The sequence below is a fragment of the Companilactobacillus sp. genome, assembly GCF_022484265.1.
Lineage (GTDB): Bacteria > Bacillota > Bacilli > Lactobacillales > Lactobacillaceae > Companilactobacillus.
This window is the reverse complement of sequence record NZ_JAKVLR010000001.1, coordinates 2,028,083-2,048,551: the sequence shown is the minus strand read 5'-3', so window position 1 is coordinate 2,048,551 and position 20,469 is coordinate 2,028,083. Positions and strand designations below refer to the sequence as shown.

18 protein-coding genes are annotated in these 20,469 nt (G+C 39.1%); 4 read left to right on the top strand and 14 right to left on the bottom strand.

Annotated elements, in window-relative coordinates; all coding sequences use genetic code 11:
• The first annotated feature begins 10 nt into the window (after positions 1 to 10).
• From LKF16_RS09810 to LKF16_RS09800, 3 genes are all read left to right on the top strand, one after another.
• Positions 11 to 652, top strand: a complete 642-nt coding sequence (locus tag LKF16_RS09810) for a TetR/AcrR family transcriptional regulator (RefSeq protein ID WP_291470976.1) — start codon at positions 11 to 13, stop codon at positions 650 to 652.
• A gap of 64 nt (positions 653 to 716) precedes the next feature.
• Positions 717 to 1,529, top strand: coding sequence for an HAD family hydrolase (locus LKF16_RS09805; protein ID WP_363305573.1), 813 nt, complete (start codon positions 717 to 719; stop codon positions 1,527 to 1,529).
• 236 nt (positions 1,530 to 1,765) lie between these two features.
• Positions 1,766 to 3,193, top strand: coding sequence for a hypothetical protein (locus tag LKF16_RS09800; protein WP_291470971.1), 1,428 nt, complete (start codon positions 1,766 to 1,768; stop codon positions 3,191 to 3,193).
• A 146-nt stretch (positions 3,194 to 3,339) separates the two neighbouring features.
• Here the strand turns inward: LKF16_RS09800 and LKF16_RS09795 are convergent, their stop codons facing one another.
• The 10 genes from LKF16_RS09795 to LKF16_RS09750 all read right to left on the bottom strand — a co-directional run bounded on the left by LKF16_RS09795 (position 3,340) and on the right by LKF16_RS09750 (position 14,301).
• Complete coding sequence (locus LKF16_RS09795) at positions 3,340 to 3,690, bottom strand: DUF1516 family protein (RefSeq protein WP_291470969.1); 351 nt, start codon at positions 3,688 to 3,690, stop codon at positions 3,340 to 3,342.
• A 715-nt stretch (positions 3,691 to 4,405) separates the two neighbouring features.
• Positions 4,406 to 5,563 carry a glycine/sarcosine/betaine reductase complex component C subunit alpha gene (gene grdD / locus LKF16_RS09790; RefSeq protein WP_291470968.1) on the bottom strand — a complete coding sequence of 386 codons (1,158 nt, stop codon included), beginning with the start codon at positions 5,561 to 5,563 and terminating at the stop codon, positions 4,406 to 4,408.
• Positions 5,564 to 5,592: 29 nt separating this feature from the next.
• Positions 5,593 to 7,134: a glycine/sarcosine/betaine reductase complex component C subunit beta gene (grdC, locus tag LKF16_RS09785; RefSeq protein ID WP_291470966.1), complete on the bottom strand. Its 1,542-nt coding sequence runs from the start codon at positions 7,132 to 7,134 to the stop codon at positions 5,593 to 5,595.
• A 104-nt stretch (positions 7,135 to 7,238) separates the two neighbouring features.
• Positions 7,239 to 8,537, bottom strand: a complete 1,299-nt coding sequence (grdB, locus tag LKF16_RS09780) for a glycine reductase complex selenoprotein B (protein WP_291470964.1) — start codon at positions 8,535 to 8,537, stop codon at positions 7,239 to 7,241.
• 41 nt (positions 8,538 to 8,578) lie between these two features.
• On the bottom strand, positions 8,579 to 9,028 hold the full coding sequence (grdA, locus tag LKF16_RS09775; RefSeq protein WP_291470963.1) for a glycine/sarcosine/betaine reductase complex selenoprotein A: 450 nt from the start codon (positions 9,026 to 9,028) through the stop codon (positions 8,579 to 8,581).
• A 53-nt stretch (positions 9,029 to 9,081) separates the two neighbouring features.
• Complete coding sequence (locus LKF16_RS09770; protein ID WP_291470961.1) at positions 9,082 to 10,371, bottom strand: glycine/sarcosine/betaine reductase component B subunit; 1,290 nt, start codon at positions 10,369 to 10,371, stop codon at positions 9,082 to 9,084.
• Positions 10,372 to 10,419: 48 nt separating this feature from the next.
• On the bottom strand, positions 10,420 to 10,758 hold the full coding sequence (locus LKF16_RS09765; RefSeq protein WP_291470959.1) for a thioredoxin family protein: 339 nt from the start codon (positions 10,756 to 10,758) through the stop codon (positions 10,420 to 10,422).
• A 36-nt stretch (positions 10,759 to 10,794) separates the two neighbouring features.
• Positions 10,795 to 12,048 (bottom strand): thioredoxin-disulfide reductase, encoded by a 1,254-nt coding sequence (gene trxB / locus LKF16_RS09760; RefSeq protein ID WP_291470957.1) that lies wholly within the window; start codon positions 12,046 to 12,048, stop codon positions 10,795 to 10,797.
• Positions 12,049 to 12,087: 39 nt separating this feature from the next.
• Positions 12,088 to 12,474 (bottom strand): GrdX family protein, encoded by a 387-nt coding sequence (locus tag LKF16_RS09755; RefSeq protein ID WP_291470955.1) that lies wholly within the window; start codon positions 12,472 to 12,474, stop codon positions 12,088 to 12,090.
• 471 nt (positions 12,475 to 12,945) lie between these two features.
• Positions 12,946 to 14,301, bottom strand: coding sequence for an APC family permease (locus tag LKF16_RS09750; protein WP_291470953.1), 1,356 nt, complete (start codon positions 14,299 to 14,301; stop codon positions 12,946 to 12,948).
• Between the two features lie 352 nt (positions 14,302 to 14,653).
• Between LKF16_RS09750 and LKF16_RS09745 the strand changes: the two genes are divergently transcribed.
• Positions 14,654 to 15,991, top strand: coding sequence for an APC family permease (locus tag LKF16_RS09745; RefSeq protein ID WP_291470952.1), 1,338 nt, complete (start codon positions 14,654 to 14,656; stop codon positions 15,989 to 15,991).
• Between the two features lie 423 nt (positions 15,992 to 16,414).
• On the opposite strand, the gene LKF16_RS09740 is transcribed toward LKF16_RS09745, so the two are convergent.
• From LKF16_RS09740 to LKF16_RS09725, 4 genes are all read right to left on the bottom strand, one after another.
• On the bottom strand, positions 16,415 to 17,275 hold the full coding sequence (locus LKF16_RS09740) for a GRP family sugar transporter (RefSeq protein ID WP_291470950.1): 861 nt from the start codon (positions 17,273 to 17,275) through the stop codon (positions 16,415 to 16,417).
• Between the two features lie 231 nt (positions 17,276 to 17,506).
• Complete coding sequence (locus tag LKF16_RS09735; RefSeq protein ID WP_291470948.1) at positions 17,507 to 18,094, bottom strand: peptidylprolyl isomerase; 588 nt, start codon at positions 18,092 to 18,094, stop codon at positions 17,507 to 17,509.
• 769 nt (positions 18,095 to 18,863) lie between these two features.
• On the bottom strand, positions 18,864 to 19,319 hold the full coding sequence (locus LKF16_RS09730) for a hypothetical protein (RefSeq protein WP_291470946.1): 456 nt from the start codon (positions 19,317 to 19,319) through the stop codon (positions 18,864 to 18,866).
• Between the two features lie 89 nt (positions 19,320 to 19,408).
• Complete coding sequence (locus LKF16_RS09725; protein ID WP_434735167.1) at positions 19,409 to 20,431, bottom strand: YeiH family protein; 1,023 nt, start codon at positions 20,429 to 20,431, stop codon at positions 19,409 to 19,411.
• Between the last annotated feature and the right edge of the window lie 38 nt (positions 20,432 to 20,469).

Below are 20,469 nucleotides of genomic sequence, written 5' to 3'. Positions count from 1 at the left end.
AGGAAATTCTATGAATACTAAAGAAGAACTCGCAATTGCCTTGAACCACGTTATTTTGATCAAGGGATTTCAAACTATGTCGATGGCTAAATTGGCCGAATCTATCAACGTCTCTAGAGCAACTCTTTATATCTACTTTAAAAATAAAGATGAAATAGTTGAATCAGTCGTTGATCGGCATTTTGAATTTATCAAAAAGAACCCTATTCCTAACTTTCAACCAGATAATTTTTTGCAAACGATCATTAACTCATTGCTGCTATTCGGTTCGACAACTGAAACTTTTACCTCTGAATTAAAGAAGAACTATCCCGAATTGTACGTAAAATTTGAGAATTCGTTTCAACAATATTTCACTGAGCTAAATCGGTATTATCAAGCGGCAATAGATGCTAATTTCATCGATAACAAGTTCAGTCCTGACTTTCTCATTTTTGAAAATCGGACTGGAATTCGTTCAGTCTTAAAGGCTGTTTTGAAGCATGAATTATCTTTGACGCAAGCTGAAGGCTTTTTAAATAATTATTTTGATCTGCAGTTATTGGGGATACTGACACCAAAGGCACACCAGTCGATCGACCTAGATTCGATTCAGTCTTTTCGTGACAAAATACTGTCAGAGTTTCGGGCAACCTACTCCCTAATTTCATAATCATACTTGACCTAAAACCCGTTTCATTTTTTATAATTAAATTATTTAACGACGAAAGGATTAACTGATGATCAAACATATTTTTTCCGACATGGACGGAACTATCTTGAATAATGCTGGCTATGTCTCAGACGAAAATGCCTCAATCATTAAAAAAGCTAACATCCCATTTACGCTGGTGTCTGCACGTGCACCGATGGAAATGAGCGAAGCAATGGACAAATTAGATTTAAAGACGCCACAAATCGGATTCAATGGCGGACTGATTTTTGAAAAATTGAACAACGATATCAAAGTCATCGATGCTCAACCAATTGATTTATCAGTTGCCAAAAGAGTTTTCGAAATCATCCAAGACAAATTCAACTCGGTCAGCCTCAGTTGGTATGACCTTAATCATTGGTATTCTGAACGAATCGACGACGGCATTAAACTAGAACGAAATTATACTAATCGTGATGCCACGTTGATGTCTGCTGATAACTTTTTTGCACAGAAAAACGCCACCGTTTTCAAATTAATGATGATCTTATTCGACAAGCAGACGATGCATGATCTGAAACAATATTTGAATGAACAAAATCTGCCAGGCGTCAGCATTCAGCAATCTAGCGACACTTATTTGGAGATCACTAGCGACAAAGCGCTGAAGTCTCGCGGGATTCAATACATCATCGACCACGAAAATCTTCATCGCAATGAAATGATGGCATTTGGCGACGGTCATAACGATCTCCCCATGCTTGAGATGGTCGATTATCCAGTCGTAATGCAAAATGCTTTGCCTGACATTCTAAAAGTCGGTAAATTTATTACCAAATCCAATGAAGACAATGGCGTAGGCTATGCAATGAAAACGTATTTAAAAACCATTTAATGTAAAAAATCGTCAAGTATTTTGCTTTTTTATCAAAAATTAAGTTCAATTAATCACTTGTCGCTGTTGGCCTGTATTATCCTTTGTAAATTATATTTTTATTTTCTGAAGTTTTGACCCCCTGAACACCATGATATATTTGTCGTGCATTTAAGTAATGCGAAATGCTTTTGAGATTAAATTTGAATTACTAAATACAAATCTAAATTTTTTAATTTTCAGGAGGAATTACAGTAATGAAGAAAAATATCAAATACGCAGGACTAGCCACCGCCGCTCTATTATTAATTGCACCCGCAGCTGCGCCTGCAGTGAATTCAATTTCAAATGTAAACACAGCACAAGCTGCAACCACAAACGGAAATCTAACCGATGCACAAACAGCATCATTAAATAAATTCTTTGGTGTATTGCAAGCATCAAACCCATCTTCAACCACCAATCCATTCCCTAGTTTCACTGATATCGGAACTAACTATGGAAGCACCAAACTAACATACACACAATTGATTGCCTTAACTAGTGTAGCTCAAGCAATGCAATCAACAATTTTACCAGCTGACGTTACCAATCTTGACGCCGTAACATTTGGTGTTCAAGGTGTCAGAGATGGTAGTGTTCTTTCCAATGTTTCTGACTTCAACACTTATGTTAAAACCGCTGCTGCTAACCCTGGCGATAGCGTAACCTTACGTATTACAGCTTACGATAGTACAGGTGCTGCCGTTGGCACAAAGGACTTAACCTTTACTAATACACCTGCAACCCAAGCTAATAACACATTGGCCCTTACCTACACTGATCCAATGCAAGTTGCTTTAAACTCAGGTTCTGACCAACCACTATACACAACTAGTGTGGATGCCACTGTACAAGATGGAGACGGCAATACTATTGCGGTAACAAATCCAACTCCAGATGGTACCCTATATACTTCTGCTGATGCAGCTTGGGGTAGCTCAACTGCTTCTGGAGCTACATTTACAGGCAACACCTTCAGTACACCTGGCGCAACATACTATCAAAAAGTAACTGTAACGTTACCTTCATCTGCTAACCTAAGTACAATTTACAGCAGCATGCAAGCAGGTACTGGTGGTTCAGTAACTATTAACGGAAACGATGCTGTTAATGCTAACGTAAATACCACAAACAATACTTTGACTTACTTAAGATCAATCAAAGTTGGACAAGCTGACAACTGGACAACAACTCCTGTATCAGGTGTCGTAACCGTTGGATCATCAATTGCTCCATTATGTAATGACGCCGGAGACGTTGTAGCAACACGTTCATTAGCTCCAAATACTCCTTGGCTAACTGACCAAAAGAGAGTAAATAGTCAAACTGGTGAAGTTCAATATCGTGTATCTACTCACGAATGGGTATCTGCATCTTCTGTAACTTTTGCTGAAAACGATAAGACTACAGACGGCTTAACAAACATCCAAGATCTTGAACCAGGTCACGTTGTAACACTTGATGGACCTTCAGGATTTGTATATCAACTATTCAAGAGTGATGGAACAGCCGCTACTCGTGGCTTAGCCGGAGATACAGCTTGGATTACTGATAAGACAGCACAAGATGCCGCAGGAAATACATACTACCGTGTATCTACTGACGAATGGATTCAAGCCGGAAACGGTGTAAACTTTAGCTAATTAACTTTTTTAAAAAATTGATTTAGCGACAAACTATATGTTGGTAATTTGTACACAAAAACTATGTTCTTCGATAAATAAATCGGAAAACAGAAAAGCATCGACCTGAAATTTCAAGTCGATGCTTTTTTCGTGCTATTTTACTTCTATTTAAATGGATACCAACCAGAAAGACCGAAGCCAATAATGGCAACGACAATCAGGAAGATAATTACAGACCAAACAGCTTGTGTGGTCAAACGGTTAGTGTTCTTACGAGCAAACCCGATCTCGATCAATGCAATCAAGATGAAAGCTAGGATAACTTTAACGATCAATAAAGTTGGCTCAACAGTCCATGCGTGACCGAATAATAAAATACCTGTACCAATAATAACTAGATAACCGACCCGCGTGATCATTTGGTAAACCTTGTTGTGAGATTTAGCCAATAAACCAAGCAAAGTAGTGATAGTAATAACTATCCATGTGATTAAATGTGTCCAAACAATTGCCATAAATAACCCCTCCTGCTTATACATAATCATAACATTATTTATGTTCTAGAAGAACAATGCTTGGTTAAAGTTCACTGCCGGCTCCGGACGGTTATCGATTGCCTTTCGTCTGGCATCCTTGGTTCGTTCGTTGGCGTAGCCAACATTTTAAACGGTTGCGCACGCGCCAAAGGCGACGTACGTTCCATTATTTATCTCCCTACTGAGCCGGGCATCGATAACCGTCCTCCGCCTAAATAGAGTTGAGTCAAATTCCCCTCATATTTTGAAAGAAGGAATGTGACCTTTGTTAGAAAAAAATCAAAAGTAGTCGATAAAACTCTAATCTAGAGCAATTATCACTATTTCTAGTTAAGCAAAAAATTGTTAGATCCCTTAAAACCTAAGCAAAACGCAAATAGCTGCATACTTCCTCATTAAAACAAAAAAGCGAGGGTTGAACGTTTTTAGGCTCCGAGGGGAGGTTGCGTTCGGCCTCAGCCGTGAAATTCCTCTTAGCAATGCGAAGCAGTGCTTAGTGGAAGGTGCAGCTTGGAAATTGTTGCGGTCTTTGCAATAAGTTTCAAGTGTACCCACAGCGTTCCAGAGCCGACAAGCAACCTCCCCTCGTCCAAACGAAAAGCCCCCTAAATATTAGACAGCATCTAATACTTAAGGGGCTCCTCAGACTTGACTTGACAAGCCAGAAAACATTCTCAATTGTATTCCATTATTTTTATAAGTAGTCGGCAGCTTGAAGAACTTCGCGAGCGTGATCTTCGTCCTCTGGTGCCACCATAACAACCGGACCAGTACATCCCATACCACTTGTGGCATAGATGTTGGCCTTCCATAATTCCGTAACAGCTTCTTCAAGTACTAAAATATCAATACCTAAAATAGCTTCTGAAACAGCCTTCTTGGCTGGTTCTTTAACTTCTTCTACTGAATCATCTTTCTTGGGAGCGGCAGTAAGGCCATCTAGTACTTCTGCCAATCCAGCTTTTTCAGCAACATCGTATTCGGCATCTATTTTAGCTTGCATGTTCCCTTTAGCACATTTACCAGCATAGCTTAATGCGCCAGCAACAACGTTGGCACCGGAAGCACGACTAATGATATTGATGATCTTGTTATATCCTTTACCAGCACCAGGGCCATAACCTGCACCAACAGATTCATAGCTACCGCCGGTTAAGAATGAACTCATAACTTTCATAACAATATTACCAGTCAAACTGTCCATGACCATGATGTCAGGAACACCTTGAAGTAGGTCATTTCCACGCATCTCTACGCCACCGTCTGCACGGTTGCTTTGCGTAAAGTTGATGTTATAACCTTTGTCTTTTAATTTTCTTAATGATTTTTCAACTTGATGTGCACCATCGATATTCAAAATTCCGACTGTTGGATTTGCGATTCCGTTAGCTTTAGCCACACCAATACCTGAAATAGTATTTTTGACCATTGCGCTAATTCTTTCCATATCAGAAGTACCGGTGGTATTTGCGATAAACATCCCTTTACCAATACCAGGAGTAGTTGCATGTCCAACTGTTGAAACACCTATTGGGAAGGTGTAATGCATGGTTACAGCGGCATCCAAGCTACCATCTTCTAGCATTTTGTCCATCTTATCATGGGCATCTTCTGGATCAGTTGCAGCAACTGTTTCAAGTTTTGTATCAGTCAATGTACCGATCACAACAACTTGAATAGAGGGATCATTAGCTTGAGCAAGTTCTGCACCACGAAGGATTTCTTCTTCGCCATGTTCGCTGCCAAGTAATGTAACACCAACACGAGGTCTAGAACCGAAATTACCGTCTTCTAGTCCTTGGGCGATTTCATCGAACACATCAGCAATTGTGTTTTGTACGTTATTTTCCATTTTTCTCCCTCCTTTAGGATGGTTTTTCATTATTTGAGCGTATCAGCGAATTGTTTCATTGATTCTGCGATCATTTGACGAATTGTGTCTTTGTCTACACCAGAATCGTCATCAACGTGACCGTCATTTGCTTCAACAATAAACGAAATACCATCAAAGAGGTTAGTTAGTCTACCTAAGAACAAGCTACCTTTACCAATGATCATGGTTCTATGGATGTCTCCATTTTCGATCATTTCTTTAGCATGTCCTAAGAATGGGATACCTGAAGGAATGTGTCCTTGGGTTGGCACAAATCCAGGCATTCCGATTTTTTCAACCACAGAGTTTAATTCGCTCTTTTCGAACACTTTTTTCATGATACCTAAAGCAGCAATCATCTTGTAGTTAGCTGCTGGGATATCACCTGCACCTGCGGGTACAGTAATTTCAGGGTTTTGCATTTCAGCAGAGAATACATCAACGTCTTTGATTGATAATCCTGCATGTTCCAATGGATCTGAAACAATAGCTTGCATAATAGCTTGTGGTGCAGCACCACTGCCAATCTTATGTTTACCAACGATATCAGTTCTGATGACTGGTGATTTACCGTCATTTTCGCCAACGTAAACAGCGAATGCACCGAGGCAATCTTCGATCAGCGGTTGATCTTTTTTGACGTGATCTTTACCATTCATTCCTAACTTAGCTGATGACCCACCAGCAAGTACAACAACATTTTTGTATACTCCAGCTTTAACTAATGCTGCAGCTTCAACCATTGAGTGAGCTGGTGCAGCACAGAAACTACGAGTATCTGAACCAGTAGCGTTTACGCATCCGCAAATTTCACCAATTGACTTAGCGTAATTACCACCAGCACGTTGGAACATGTCACCACATCCCTCTTCAGAACATTCAATCAAGTAATCAATATCTTCAGGTTTAATATCATTTTTTGCAAAAAGTTCTGCTAGTGCATATGCACCTGAAGCTTTACTTACTAAGTTTTCGAACATAACATCACTAGTCAAGGCAGCATCAAACTCATGAGCTCTCTTAACGCATCCCACTAGTTCATTGTTGAAATACAAAGGTTTTGCATCTTTGTCGGAGATCAATTCCGTAATTTCTTCGATAGTAGCAGGATTTTCGTTTAATTTATCTAGTGTTACCCAATATTTTCCAATAACGGGGTCGTCTTGCATTTCTTGGGCAACTTTTTCTTGAAAACTTTTTTCCAAAACTACTAATTCAAACATATCTACAGCCTTCATGCAGCCATAGAATTCATCTTCATTCATGATCGAACCAAATTTACCATCTTTTGATGCGTCTTTCATTGGATGGTCATACCATGGTTTTTCGATATTATTTAAATCACGAGGATGAATATTACCTATATAAGCTTGATTAGGACCGTACCCTACAACGTCTTCGAATGACCGTAAATGATCTGGAATAGCTTTGAGATAATCTGAATCGGGATTATTTCTCATTTCGCTTTCCTGCAATTTACCTTCATGTACTAAAACATCTGGTGTATGGACTAATGTATAAGAGCTTCCTTTAAGTACTGGGAAAGTCATACGATGCACCTCCAAAAATAATTAATTGGAACTAATACTTTTTTTCATATAAAAAGGAGTCGAAAATTATTTTCGGCTCCTAGTTGTTTATCTCTTGAGCTCCTCTAACTGTCAAACACTGTTTGTTCAGTAACAGGTGTTTCAAGAGCTTTAAGAGCTTTTCTGACTAGTTTTCTACGTAATTCTTTTTCCTCTTTAGGATCCAATTCAGGATTACCAAGTGGATAAGGAATTGCGACTGTAGGAACAATTCTATTTGCTCCAACTGTCTTAGAAATAGGAACAATTGTACACATGTGAACAATTGGTAGTCCTTGAGCTTCAATAGCTTTAACCATCGTTGCACCGCAACGAGTACATGTTCCTCAGGTGGATGTAAGAATAACAGCATCTACGCCGTCTTCTTTAAGTTGTTTTCCAATCTCTGTACCAAATTTCTTAGCATTTGCTACAGATGTACCATTACCAACGGTAGCGTACCAATATGGGTGCAATGACCCAATTTCACCGTTAGCAAGCATCTCTTTAACAACGTCGACTGGCAATACACGATCCAAGTCTTCATTTGCATAGACTGGATCATATCCACCGTGAGCCGTTTCACCATTTTCTGGTGTGAAGTCATCGATACCCTCTAAGCTATATTTACCATACTTAGATGCACTTGATGATTCGATGTGGTCTGGATTTCCTTTCGGAACTGGACCACCAGATGATACCAAAGCAATTCTTGCTTTCGTAATATCCTTTACGGCTGGTGCTGGATCGACACGGTCGAAGGTAGGCATAGGATATTCAGTTGTGAATTCCTTGCCTTGAATTTTATTTACGAGCATTTCAACTGCACGTTTTGAACCACGTTCTTGTCTGAATACATTTTCACGGATACCTTTTGGCATGTAGCCTGTGATTTCGTCTTTTCCATCAAGTACTTGTTTTACAACACTTACCATATCTGGAATAGCTTTCCTCATTGTAGCGGCACTGTTACCTACCTCTACGAAATATCCATGTTTCTTGTACAATTCAAAACCAGGGTTTTCTGGATACATTCCACCAACAACTGGTAAGTGTAAGTTCTCATCTACCAATTTGGCAACTGCACCAGCGGCGACACCGTAACGACCAGCGTTAAAGCTTGGTCCTACGATAACTAAGTCTGGATCGTAACTTTTAATCATTTCAAGAACAGTTTCTGAAGCTTCTTCTTCATTTTCATTGAAGTAGCTATCACCACAGATAACTGTACCAACGATATCAGCCACATCGCTTAGTTGAGCCTTGAAAGCCATACCAGGTCCCGCAACACCGTCACGTTTTTCTGGTTTAACTTCGGCCTTTTCTTCACCACCAATCCCGGCAAAGAATTGATTTATATAATGAACAATTCTTTTTTTGCCCATCTTAGTTCCTCCTTTACAAAGGTTTGGGAAGTAGCGAATTCCTATGCGCGATATTCTTTGACTTCTTTAATAATGGCATCTTTATCCAATACCATTTCCATCATTGATACTTGTTCTTCGTATACTGCGGGATCAACTTCATCCTTTAGTTCAAACATGTGATATGCACCGAGTCCTAACTGAACTCCTGCTAATGGACCTGCGAATGTTGGATCACCAGTTGATACGGTTTCAGCAGCCAAGCCACAAGCTTCGGCCTCTCCACCACCTAGTACTACTACTAGATCGTCTTTTCCGTATTTGTCTGCTAGATCTTTAATTCTTTGTTGGTTTTCCAAGTCCATAGCACCGGCGCTCGTTCAAACGAAGCATTCAGTAGTTGAAAATACAACTTCTGCGCCTGCTGTTTTGACACAAGCCTCGATAGCCATACCAGGAATTCCATCACGGTCGCCTAAAATGGCAACTTTTTTGTTTTCAAGAATACCCATAATGCTCTCTCCTTCTCTATTTTTTATTAAATTAATGTTTACTAACTAACTGACTAAATAGTCTTAGCTGATAGTGTGTTGAAACCTAATTCGTTTGTTGCACCTGTGATAACTTGGATTTCTGCTTCGATGCTTCCATCGTCATGCAAACTTCCATCCCAAGCACCAGCAATAACGTTTGCGGCTTCTGGATGACCAATAACTGTCTTCATAACTGGTAGGTTAACAACAACGTTAGCGTTACCTGCAGTTACAACAGCGTCACCTTTAGGTGTTGAATCAGCTAATGATTGACTGGCACCATCTTGTCCAGCATATTCATCAGTTACAAGAACTGTCTTGATACCTTTGTTTTCAAGGTTGTTACAGTTCATAACTAAGTCAGCATCAGGATTACCAAATCCTTCTTCTGAGATGATTGCTGCATCTGCGCCAAGCATTTCTACTAATTTAGCAGTCATATTTGATGAACGTTTCTTGTCTTGCAATGTCACGTTCTCATTGGTAATGACACATCCGATAAAGTTAATATCTTTACCATGTTTCGAATATAAGTCTTTAATAACAGGACTGTTCAAATGAACATATGATGGGTTCTTATCACAAGCTGAAACACAGTTACCACTTGCAATAGCTCCATCAAAGGCTTCTGTAGGATACATAAATGTAGGAACGATCTTCATAGCGTCAGCGCCATAATAGAATGTGTTATGCATCAAGCCTTGTGTTTGTAGAGCATATACGTAAACTACTTTTGGAAGATCTGGATATTCTTTAACTTGTTCCAAGAGAGGTTTTGTTTCATAAACTTCTTCATTGTCAGGTTTAAGATCCTTAGCTACTTCTCCAATATAGTTAGATGCTCTAAATCCAAGCAAACGTAGAACTTCTTCATGTTCGTGTTGTTTGATTGAATCTTGTGGTTCCATCTTTAAGACAATGTTGTTTGTCTTTGAGAATGGTGTATATTTAGCACCTTCTCCACTCATGTCGATGATTCCTTCTTGGAATCCAACAATCTTACCTGTTGTAACAATTGCTGCACCTTTAAGTACATTTGTTTGTCCTGAACCTACTTGGTCAACGTTGTTTACGATACCTGGGAAGATACCGCCTTGGCCGTCGACCTTAACACGTGGTTCGATGACATCCTTAACAGGAATGATCCGAGTGTTATCACCTGGTTTAGCAAGGTAAACTTCCAGTGATTTGATTCTTTCATCTCCGCCGATAGCTGCTTCGATCAGTTCGTCTTTATTAACGAACAATGTGCCATCTTTAACTTCGGTCTTGTCGCCGAATTCAATATCGTTAATGATGACGTTGCCGATTGTTAGTCGCATAATATCCCTCCTTAAGCATATTGATGATGATCACAGAACTATTTGAATTTAAGCTTTTGCTGTTAATTCATCTAATTTTTCTGTAACAGCTGCCATTCCCTTGTCTTCAAGAATATCTTTGCCAAGAGTAGCAACTTTTTCACCATCTCTGTAGAACAAATATGCAGGGATACCCATAACCTTTTGTTTCATAGCAGTTCTCATGTTGCCTGTTGTATCAAATGCAAAGAATGTAGCTTCGTCTTTTTTCTCTTCAGCTAATTTTTCAACATCTGGCATCAAAGCCATGCATGGTACACATTTTGGACTGAAGAAGTCGATCATAATTAGTCCTTTTGTGTCTGCGATTGTGCTTTCTAAGTTTTCTTTTGTTAAATGTTCCATCATAATTTTCACCTCCCCTCAAGGGGTTTATATTTTGTGTTACTTAACTAAATCTTGTACGTAAGGTTTTACTAAATCTTCAACTGCTTCGGGAGTGATATTCTTTACGCCTTCTAGACGGGCAACGTCTTTACCATCTTTGAATAAGACGATACTTGGGATTTCTGTAATGTTGTATTGTGTGGCTGTCTTCTTAGCTCTGTATGTATCTAACTTAACTAAGCCAACTGCATCATCTTTTTCTTCAACTGCTTTTTCAACAGAAGCGATAGAATCAATACTTTCTTGAATTTGTGGAGCCCAGAATGCCAAGATAGTTGGTTTTTCTTTACTTGCATCAAGAACATCATTTTGTAATGTTTGTAATTCTGACAAGTACTTTTCAGCTGCTGATGCTGCGATTGCACCATCTGAAGCTGCGGTAACAACTTGACGTAGGTATTTAACTCTTGCATCCCCAACTGCATAAACGCCAGGAACGTTAGTTTCCATCATATCGTTAGTAACTAGATAACCACGATCGTCTAATTCAACTTTTCCTTTAAGGAAGTTTGTATGTGGTTCTGTACCAATAAATACGAAGACACCATTTGTTGGATAATCTGTTAATTCACCAGTGTTAATATTCTTTAGCACTACCTTTTCAACTAATCCATCACCGGCAATTTCTTGAACGGTTGAGTTCCATACCCATTTGAGTTTAGGATTCTTCATTGCTTTTTCAGCACTTGCCTTGTTGCAGTCAAGATTTCCTTCTTCGTGGATAACGATAACTGTTACAGTTTCAGCAAACTTTGTAAGATACTCTGCTTCTTCAATAGCGGCATCACCATTACCAACAACTACAACATCTAGGTCAACGAAGAAATCAGCATCGCATGTGGCACAATAACTAACGCCTTGACCACTTAATTCAGCTTCGCCCTTAACTCCAATTTTTCTAGGTGTAGCACCTGGTGACAATACAACTACTTTAGATTCAAAAGTATCGCCTTGTTGTGTATGAACTTTCTTTACTGGTCCTGAGAAATCAACTTCATCAACGTTTCCTCTGATGAATTCTGTTCCGAAATATTTAGCATGATCAGCAAATTTCTTCATAATTCCTGGACCGGTCGAACCTTCAAAGAACCCAGGATAATTTTCCATTTCTTCGGTTGTTGCTGCTTGTCCACCTGGTTCAGCGTTCTTATCTACTACCGCGGTTTTTAATTTAGCACGGCTTCCATAAATCCCTGCTGCAAGTCCGCCAGGTCCAGCACCGACAATCAAAAGATCATATAACTCAGACATAAAGTTTTCTCCTTCCATACGCAGACATCTGCAGTCCGTTTACTCGTGGTACTCGTAAGGTAAACTCTCAATGGCAGAATCAAGCAAATCTAAATCGATAACTTGAAAATCTTCTAATGTGCTTTCACTGTATCCTTGATCTCTTGGACGAAGTTTTTTCAGAACTTGAATCGCTCCTTCGATCAAAGTTAATGAAAACATATCGAGGTCTCCTTCGCGGTCACTTAAGACTAAACTTTTGTAAGGACTTTGATTCGGTTTGATGCTGCCAGCTAGTGGATGATTTATCAAATTTGCTCCAAGATGAATGGCATCCCGGCCGTGGGTAAAAATATCTGCAACTGTTAAATTTTCGTCAAAATGAGTGATTTCAGAATATTTATCTTTGACCATCGGATTGTTAGTTAAAATATAAAAATTTGCCATTGTTTCGAGCTCTCTTTGTTAAATTTTTCACTTTACTTACACACTGAATATATCTTAAAAAATCAAGTATTGCAAGCGTTTTCCGTAAATTATAATTAATTATTTTATTTAAAATATAGTTAGAAATTATCTAATTTTCAAATATATTTTAATAACAAAATATTGAAATAAAATATCTCTTTTTTATCAATTTGCTACTGATGAAAGCGATTTTCCGTTTTGTAGATCATATCTTTTTCCAATATAATATTTTTTCCAAAATATCAAATTCATATCTCTTTCTCTCAGAAAATAAATTAGATTTTTGAGGAACAAACTTTTTTGAAAAATAAAAATAAATTAACCAAATTTTGTTATCAATTGATAAACGTTTTCCATAACTTGGAAACCATTTTCATGAATGTATTCATAAAATAGACATGTGTTCATTGATTAGATAACTAATGTTTTCACAAATAACGTCAAAAAAAATCAATAGATAACATGTTTTTTCGAATACGCAAAGTACAATACTGCACCAATTGCTAACCAGCCAATATAGCTTAACCAGGCTGTACCAGGTAAATTAAATAGTAAAATCACACATACCACAGCTGATGCAATTGGGATCACATTGCCAAATGGCACTTTGAATGAGCGTTTCAATTCAGGATGTTGCTTTCTCAATAGGATCACTGCTATTGAAATAATGAAGAAAATACATAATGATCCAACATTAGCAAACGTTGCTAATTTTTTAATATCGAAAAATCCTGAACAAGTTGCGGTGATCAATCCAATCATCCACAATGATTTGTTTGGCGTGTGGCTCTTCTTGCTTAATTTGCTAATTGAAGGTGGTAAAAATCCTCCACGACTCATTGACATAGCAATATTTGAAGCAGCATAGATAAATGCTAAGATAACCGCCAAGATACCAAGGATCGCACCGGCTGAAACAACTTGAGCGACACCTGGATGATGAATTGTGATCAATACGAACGCCATTGCTTCTGGAACGTTTAATAGGTTATATTTCACATCTCCCGTCATTACTAAACTGACCACGATATAAAAGATCGTTGAAATTACTAGTGATGCAATAATTGCAATTGGCAAGTTTTTCTGAACATTCTTACAATCTTCGGCCGATGTTGCCAACGCATCAAACCCTAAGAATGAGAAAAATACCGTTGAAGCTCCGGTAAAAATACCTCTAACTCCAAATGGTAAAAATGGATTCCAGTTTGAAGGATTGATATTAAGTGCACCAACAACAATAAATAAAATAATGATTCCTAATTTAACCAGAACCAAAATATTGTTGATAGTTTTACTTTCGCTCATCCCTCTAGTCAATAACAAGGTTATTAACAAGACGATAATAACGGCTGGTAAATTTATTAATCCTCCGTTAAATGGATCCGCCGTCAAAATTCTTGGTATATGAACGCCTAATTCTCTTAAGAAAGAATCTACATAACCTGTCCAACCAGTTGCAACCGTTGCTGTAGTTGTAATGTAAACTCCAACAAGTGTCCAACCGGAGAAGAAGGCAATTTGTTCGCCCATAGTAATCCAAGAATAGACATACGCACTTCCAGAACTAGGAATCGTGGTCGTTAATTCTGAATAGCAAAGTCCAATCAGTGCGCTTGCCAATGCAGCGATTAAGAATGAGAAGATTACCGCAGGACCAGCATCCGTGGCAGCAACAATACCTGTCAGTACCAAAATACCAGTTCCGATGATAGCTCCTATTCCCATAATAGTTAGATCGAAAAGCCCTAATGTTTTGGGCTTACTCTTTGAGTCACACATTAAATCGTCAATCGATTTTCGTCGCATGATAGTCCCTACTCCAAGCTTTTATGTTTTGTAATCGCTTTCATCAATGTATATGATATCACTATTTCGTAGAAACTTTCAGTAAATTTGTGATTATTTTAACAAAAATTTTCCTAAATTAATTTTCGGTAAAACAAATTTGATTATTTTCATGCCAAATGGTAAATATCATGACAAAACTCTGCGTAGCTTACTGTGTCACCCTTTACAGTGGTATATCCAATTTGTTTTTTTGAAAACTTTGCTTACAACTTAGACAAAAATCATTTTTTGCCCTTTTAAATTTTTTTATTTTTGTTAGAATGATTGTGAAAACATTCTCAATCAATTCCGGACATAGGAGGAATTAACGATGGGCGAAGACGCACAGCTCAAAAGAAATGTTGGCTTTTGGGCAGCCCTTTCAACAGTTATCGGAACGTCGATCGGAGGAGGAGTTTTCTTTAAGACCCCCGTTGTAACGCAAGTAACCGGATCAGCTAATATGACCCTTCTGGCTTGGTTGATCGGTGGATTGATCACCATTGCCGCTGGTTTGACAACAGCTGAACTTTCAGCTGCTATTCCAGAAACCGGTGGTATGGTGGAATACATCCATCACACCTACGGAAAAACCTCAGCCTTTATGATTGGTTGGGCTGAAATGGTTATTTACTTCCCCGCTAATATATCCGCGTTATCGATTGTTTTCAGTACTCAATTGCTCCATTTGCTCGGCGTTGACCGCAGTTGGTCAATCCCCGTAGCATTATTGGTTGCATTCTCAATTACAGGAATTAATTTGATGGGAGCTAAATTTGCTGGTAACTTCCAGACATTTACAACTGTCTTCAAATTGATCCCGATCGGTTTAATCATCATCGTTGGTTTGTTTGCTAAGGACGGAGCACCCGTTCCACTCTTCCCTATTCAAGCAGGTCACGATATCAACTTCATGACTGGTTTAGGTCATGGACTTCTAGCTACCATGTTTGCTTACGATGGTTGGATTCAAGTTGGTAATATCGCTGGAGAATTGAAGAACCCTAAGCGCGATCTGCCACGTGCTATTATCTTCGGTCTCCTTGGTATCACTTTAATTTACGTCTTTATTAATTTTGTATTCTTGAAGACATTACCACTTGCAAGTATCATCGGTAACGAAAGTACAGCTGCTGACGCTGCCAAAGTAATCTTTGGTGACTTCGGTGGTAGATTAGTTACTATCGGTATTTTGATCTCAGTCTACGGTGCAATTAACGGTTACACTATGACTGGACTTCGTATCCCTTACGCAATGGCTAAAGACAAGACTTTACCATTCAGCGAAAAACTTTCGAAAGTTTCAAAATACGGAATTCCATTCGTTGCTGCATTGGTACAATTAGCTATTGCTTGTGTCATGGTATTTATCGGAGATTTCAATACACTAACAGACATGTTGGTATTCGTAATTTGGATCTTCTACACAATGACATTCGCTGCTACAATCATTTTAAGAAAACGTGAACCTGAAATGAAACGTCCTTACAAGGCTCTCTGGTATCCAGTAACACCAATTATTGCGATCCTGGGTGGTATCTTCATCGTCGTTTCAACTATCTTCACACAAACTGGTTTGGCATTGCTTGGTTTGGCTGTAACACTTCTTGGCCTTCCATTTTATGCTTATGCTAGACATCATTATGGCAAGACAGACGAACTTAAATAGGACGTCTGAGCCATAAAAAAAAGCAATCTTCGAGTTTCGAGCGACTCGTGAGATTGCTTTTTATTTTGGGTTGGTTTGCGTTGTATTGCCGGCTCCGGACGGAAATCGCTTTCGAGGATCCGTGACATGCTGGGCACAACTTTAAGCCAAGTGTCACTGCGTGACGGCTTGTCTTAAAGCTTGGCCTCATCCTAAGCAATAAATTGCTAAGGATGATTTCAGCATTTGGTCCCCACGCGATTTCCGTCCTCCGCCTAAACAGAGTTAAGTCAAGATCTCCTCGTATGTTGAAAGAAGGTATGCGAGCTAATTATCCTAAACTTGCTGTAAAAACCATATTGCTTTTCTCAGCGACGCTATGCGTCACTTACGATTTCAATGATGCAATTTATCCATTTTTGTTCATTCATATTCCAATGGATTTTATAGGAATGCTGTCATGACGCTTCCAACTACTATTAAGGCTAAGCCTGACAGGGTGAATTTCATTTCCCTTGGGGTCTTGCTTTCGTGGAGTATGAATAGGCCTCCTAAGGTTGATACTACTACGTTCATTTGGGTGATTACGAATGACGTTGCTACTCCGGCATCTTTTGCCGCGAAAATGTAGGCTAGCGATGAAATTCCGAACACTATTCCGATGATTCCGTTTTGCCAGCTTTCCTTTTGTGCGAAGCTCTTCCCTTTGGTTCTAACTAAGTTGTAGATGATTGCTCCCACAAAGATTCCTAACATTTCTGGAAAAAGTAGATGTGTTCCTGAAACTGAGTCTAATGCTTTTGGCAAGGCACTGTAAGCCCAATATCCAATTGTTGTTGGAACCAAAACTGCTAAGCCACGTCCAATTGACGCACTGGCTGAATTGCCTTCTTTTTTATCAGTGATAGCTGTTAATGCAACACCGATAACAACTAGCAAGATAGCAATTGCTCCGACCCATTTGGAATAAGATTTGTTCCATTCGCCAAAAATTAAAATACCGATCAACGATGTACCGACAACTTGCAATCCAGTTGAGATTGGCATCGTTCTAGTAACGCCAATTTGGGTAAAGGCCACGTATTGTCCTGCTTGAGCCAATGACCATAAAGCTCCAGCTAGAAATGCCCACCAAAATCCAGATCCGCTAGCGGTTCCAAAAATCGCCCACATGATTACTCCGACGATGGCGGCACCAAATCCAGTTCCAAAAATTTGGTTAGAAGGACTTCCTCCGACTTTAGTTGCAATCAGCGGTTGAACACCATAACCAATGGCTGGAATCAGTGCTAATAAGACTCCCACAATAAATCACTCTTTTCTATCTAAAATTGTATTTTTTACTAAAGACTGTATTTGTCTAGACCAATAGTTATCATACTACAAACAAGGTGACATCATTACAGATTTTTTAAATAGTAAAAACTTTGTTTGAAATCATAACAATTCTGATTAGACTAAATCACATTTGAGATATTTGCAAACAATTTCACTCAAAAAAAAGACCTGACATCGTCAGATCTTAATCTTGCTCTATTAAGCTTTTTCAACAGTAACTTCTTCCATAACAACATCCTCGTTTGGCTTGTCATTATTGTTACGTTTAACTTTACTGATTTCTTTGACAACGTCCAAGCCTTCGATAACTTGCCCAAAAACAGTGTGTCTGTGGTCAAGCCATGGAGTACCACCCTTTTTGTATTCAGCTATGATCTCTTCAGGATAACCAGCCGAAGCCATGTCCTTCAACATACGTTTAGGCATGTTCTCGTTTGATACGATGAAGAATTGACTGCCATTAGTGTTAGGACCAGCGTTAGCCATTGATAAGGCACCATTAAGGTTAAAAAGTTCATTTGAGAACTCATCCTCAAATTGACCACCATAAATACTTTCGCCACCAGCACCTGTACCAGTAGGATCGCCACCTTGGATCATGAAATCAGGAATGACACGGTGGAAAATAACACCATTGTAATAGCCTTTTTCAGCCAAGCCGATGAAGTTTTTGACAGTCTTTGGAGCTAGGTCGTCAAATAGTTGAATTTTGATGTCGCCATGATTTGTTTTGATAGTAACTTTGCTGCCAGTTGCATTTTCTAAATCTAATTGTGGATATGACATTAATAAACCCTCTCTTATACCTAATTAGTCTTGAGACAATAGTAGCATAATACGTCACTTTGGATGTGTATACCAGTGATTTGAATTGTGGTTGTATAAGACTTTCCTAAACTACTTTTAATGCGGTATGCGGGCCGACTCCGGGGTGGTTCCGCTCTTTCGGCTCTGGCATCCTTGATTGTTCGTTGGCGTAGCCAACATTTTAGACAGTGGCGCACGCGCCAAAGGCGACGTACGTTCCATAATTTATTTCACTACTGAGGCCGAGCGCTCCACCACCCCTCCGTCTAAATATCATCAAATCTCCCCCCTTATAGAAAGAAGGTATGTCGGCAGTGTTAGAAATTACCGAGGACTTGTCTGTTCACTCTAGTTCACCTATAACTTTGAATTGAATCTCGATTCTATTTGATTCTGATGGCGTCGCGGTTACTCCTCCATTGTTCAAAATCAGGCAAAAACTTTCATTTGGTCGACTAACTTCAAGTTTATACAAGTAAATGTCGCATTCCTTATTTCAAATATATTTAGGGACTTTGACTTGACTCTATTTAGACGGAGGACGAAAATCGATGCCCGGCTCAGTAGGGAAGTTATTGTTGGTCGGCGATGACGCCGGCTTACAATAAGAGGCAGCTTTGAGATGTTTTCGGTTTTTGAAAATAGCTCAAAGTGTCTCCCCTACGTTCCAGACGAAAGGCAATCGATTTCCGTCCGGAGTCGGGTCTCACACGACCAACAAAAAAACCACCTCCGTTTAGAAGTGGCTCTACTTGTTTGCCAATAACTTATCTAGTAACAAATACATGAAAAACGTCAGATAAAAACCGACTCCGTAACACACTAGTGTTACGCCGATATCGACCATTATCACTGTTCGAAAGCTTGGGACCAAGAACTCGACGATGAACAAGATCATTCCAATTAGAACTGCAAGCGACCCCCAGAAAAACAAATACTGATGATTGTGCACCTGAAAGATTGGCTGATGCTTGTTGATGTCTGTCTCCGTCTTATAAAGTGGGTTCACTTGCAGGTGTCCCACGTAATTGACAATTGCCCAGATGGCTGCGACTAATGTAGCCAGTACTGTCCCAACTACAAAGAAACTGATTATTTTATCTCGAGGACTCATCAAGTCTATTAGATAGGTAATAAAAAATATTGCGATCGAGATCAATAAGATCCATTTACTCTTGATTTGTTGAATCGAAAATCTCTTCAAAATTAATTACCTCACATTTAGGTTTTCCGTAAGCCTAGATTTTAGTCCTAAATTATGAATTTTCATAGAAATTTCGATAAATTATTACTTTAGAAAAAAGTTTTACTTACCACAATCATAAATAGTAACAAAATTACTGATGAACTCAATGCAACTAGAACTGCATTTTTCCCACTGCTAACGAAAGCTTTGAAATTGACTGTCATACCTAAAGCTGCCATCGCCATCCCTAGTACTAGATAAGCGAGCTTAACTAAGAAGTCTAAAACGTTGGCTGTCATTGGTACGAAGGTACCGATCACACTGGCAGCTAAGAATCCCGCCATGAACCAAGGTATCGGCAATTTTTGTTTAGTAGCATCATCAGCTTTTTTCTCAGAATGTTGATACCAGATTCCAATGATCAAAGCAGCTGGAGCTAATAGCAACACTCTTGAAAGTTTGGTAATGATGGCTGCGTCAAGGCTGACCGGACCGCCAGCTCCACCGGTTGCGATGGCATGGGCGATTTCGTGCAATGACCCACCTGCCATTACACCAAATTGTGAAGGAGACATATGCAACAATGGCTTGATCGAAATCTCGATCAAGGTGAAGACTGTTCCTAAAATTGCGACGATAGCGACCGCCAAAACTTCTTCGTTTCTTTTTTTATGTTCCTGGTCTTTATCAACTTTGATCTGTGGCGACACGCCCATCACGGCGGCGGCTCCACAAATTCCTGTTCCACTGGCTGTCAAAATTGCCAAGCGTTTGTTGACACCTAACTTACGCGCAATATTGTATGTCAAAATGATCACACCTGTCACAACAACGGCAGCGACCAAGATTGTTTTAACTCCTGCATGAGCCAGATCTACCAAGTTGAGTTTGAATCCTAAGAGAATAATTCCTAGTCTCAAAAATTTGTTAGAAATAAAGCCAATTCCAACTTCGGCTTTTTCAATAGCTGGTCGATAAACTTGAAATAGCATCCCTAAAATCAATGAAATAACTAAGGCACCAATGATCGACAAGTATGGCAGTCCACCTAGCAGCGTTCCAATGATTGAACAAATCAAAGTCATTAAAAATGCATAAATAAATCCACGTTCGAAAAATTTTACGTACATATTCATCCCCCTTTGCGTAATTTAAATAGTAATATAAA

What these genes read in the sequence shown, in the direction of transcription:
- LKF16_RS09810 (WP_291470976.1), top strand. Translation starts at nt 11, where the DNA reads ATGAATACTAAAGAAGAACTCGCAATTGCCTTGAACCACGTTATTTTG.
- LKF16_RS09800 (WP_291470971.1), top strand. Translation starts at nt 1,766, where the DNA reads ATGAAGAAAAATATCAAATACGCAGGACTAGCCACCGCCGCTCTATTA.
- LKF16_RS09795 (WP_291470969.1), bottom strand. Translation starts at nt 3,690, where the DNA reads ATGGCAATTGTTTGGACACATTTAATCACATGGATAGTTATTACTATC.
- grdD (WP_291470968.1), bottom strand. Translation starts at nt 5,563, where the DNA reads ATGGAAAATAACGTACAAAACACAATTGCTGATGTGTTCGATGAAATC.
- grdC (WP_291470966.1), bottom strand. Translation starts at nt 7,134, where the DNA reads ATGACTTTCCCAGTACTTAAAGGAAGCTCTTATACATTAGTCCATACA.
- LKF16_RS09770 (WP_291470961.1), bottom strand. Translation starts at nt 10,371, where the DNA reads ATGCGACTAACAATCGGCAACGTCATCATTAACGATATTGAATTCGGC.
- LKF16_RS09765 (WP_291470959.1), bottom strand. Translation starts at nt 10,758, where the DNA reads ATGATGGAACATTTAACAAAAGAAAACTTAGAAAGCACAATCGCAGAC.
- trxB (WP_291470957.1), bottom strand. Translation starts at nt 12,048, where the DNA reads ATGTCTGAGTTATATGATCTTTTGATTGTCGGTGCTGGACCTGGCGGA.
- LKF16_RS09755 (WP_291470955.1), bottom strand. Translation starts at nt 12,474, where the DNA reads ATGGCAAATTTTTATATTTTAACTAACAATCCGATGGTCAAAGATAAA.
- LKF16_RS09750 (WP_291470953.1), bottom strand. Translation starts at nt 14,301, where the DNA reads ATGCGACGAAAATCGATTGACGATTTAATGTGTGACTCAAAGAGTAAG.
- LKF16_RS09745 (WP_291470952.1), top strand. Translation starts at nt 14,654, where the DNA reads ATGGGCGAAGACGCACAGCTCAAAAGAAATGTTGGCTTTTGGGCAGCC.
- LKF16_RS09735 (WP_291470948.1), bottom strand. Translation starts at nt 18,094, where the DNA reads ATGTCATATCCACAATTAGATTTAGAAAATGCAACTGGCAGCAAAGTT.
- LKF16_RS09725 (WP_434735167.1), bottom strand. Translation starts at nt 20,431, where the DNA reads ATGTACGTAAAATTTTTCGAACGTGGATTTATTTATGCATTTTTAATG.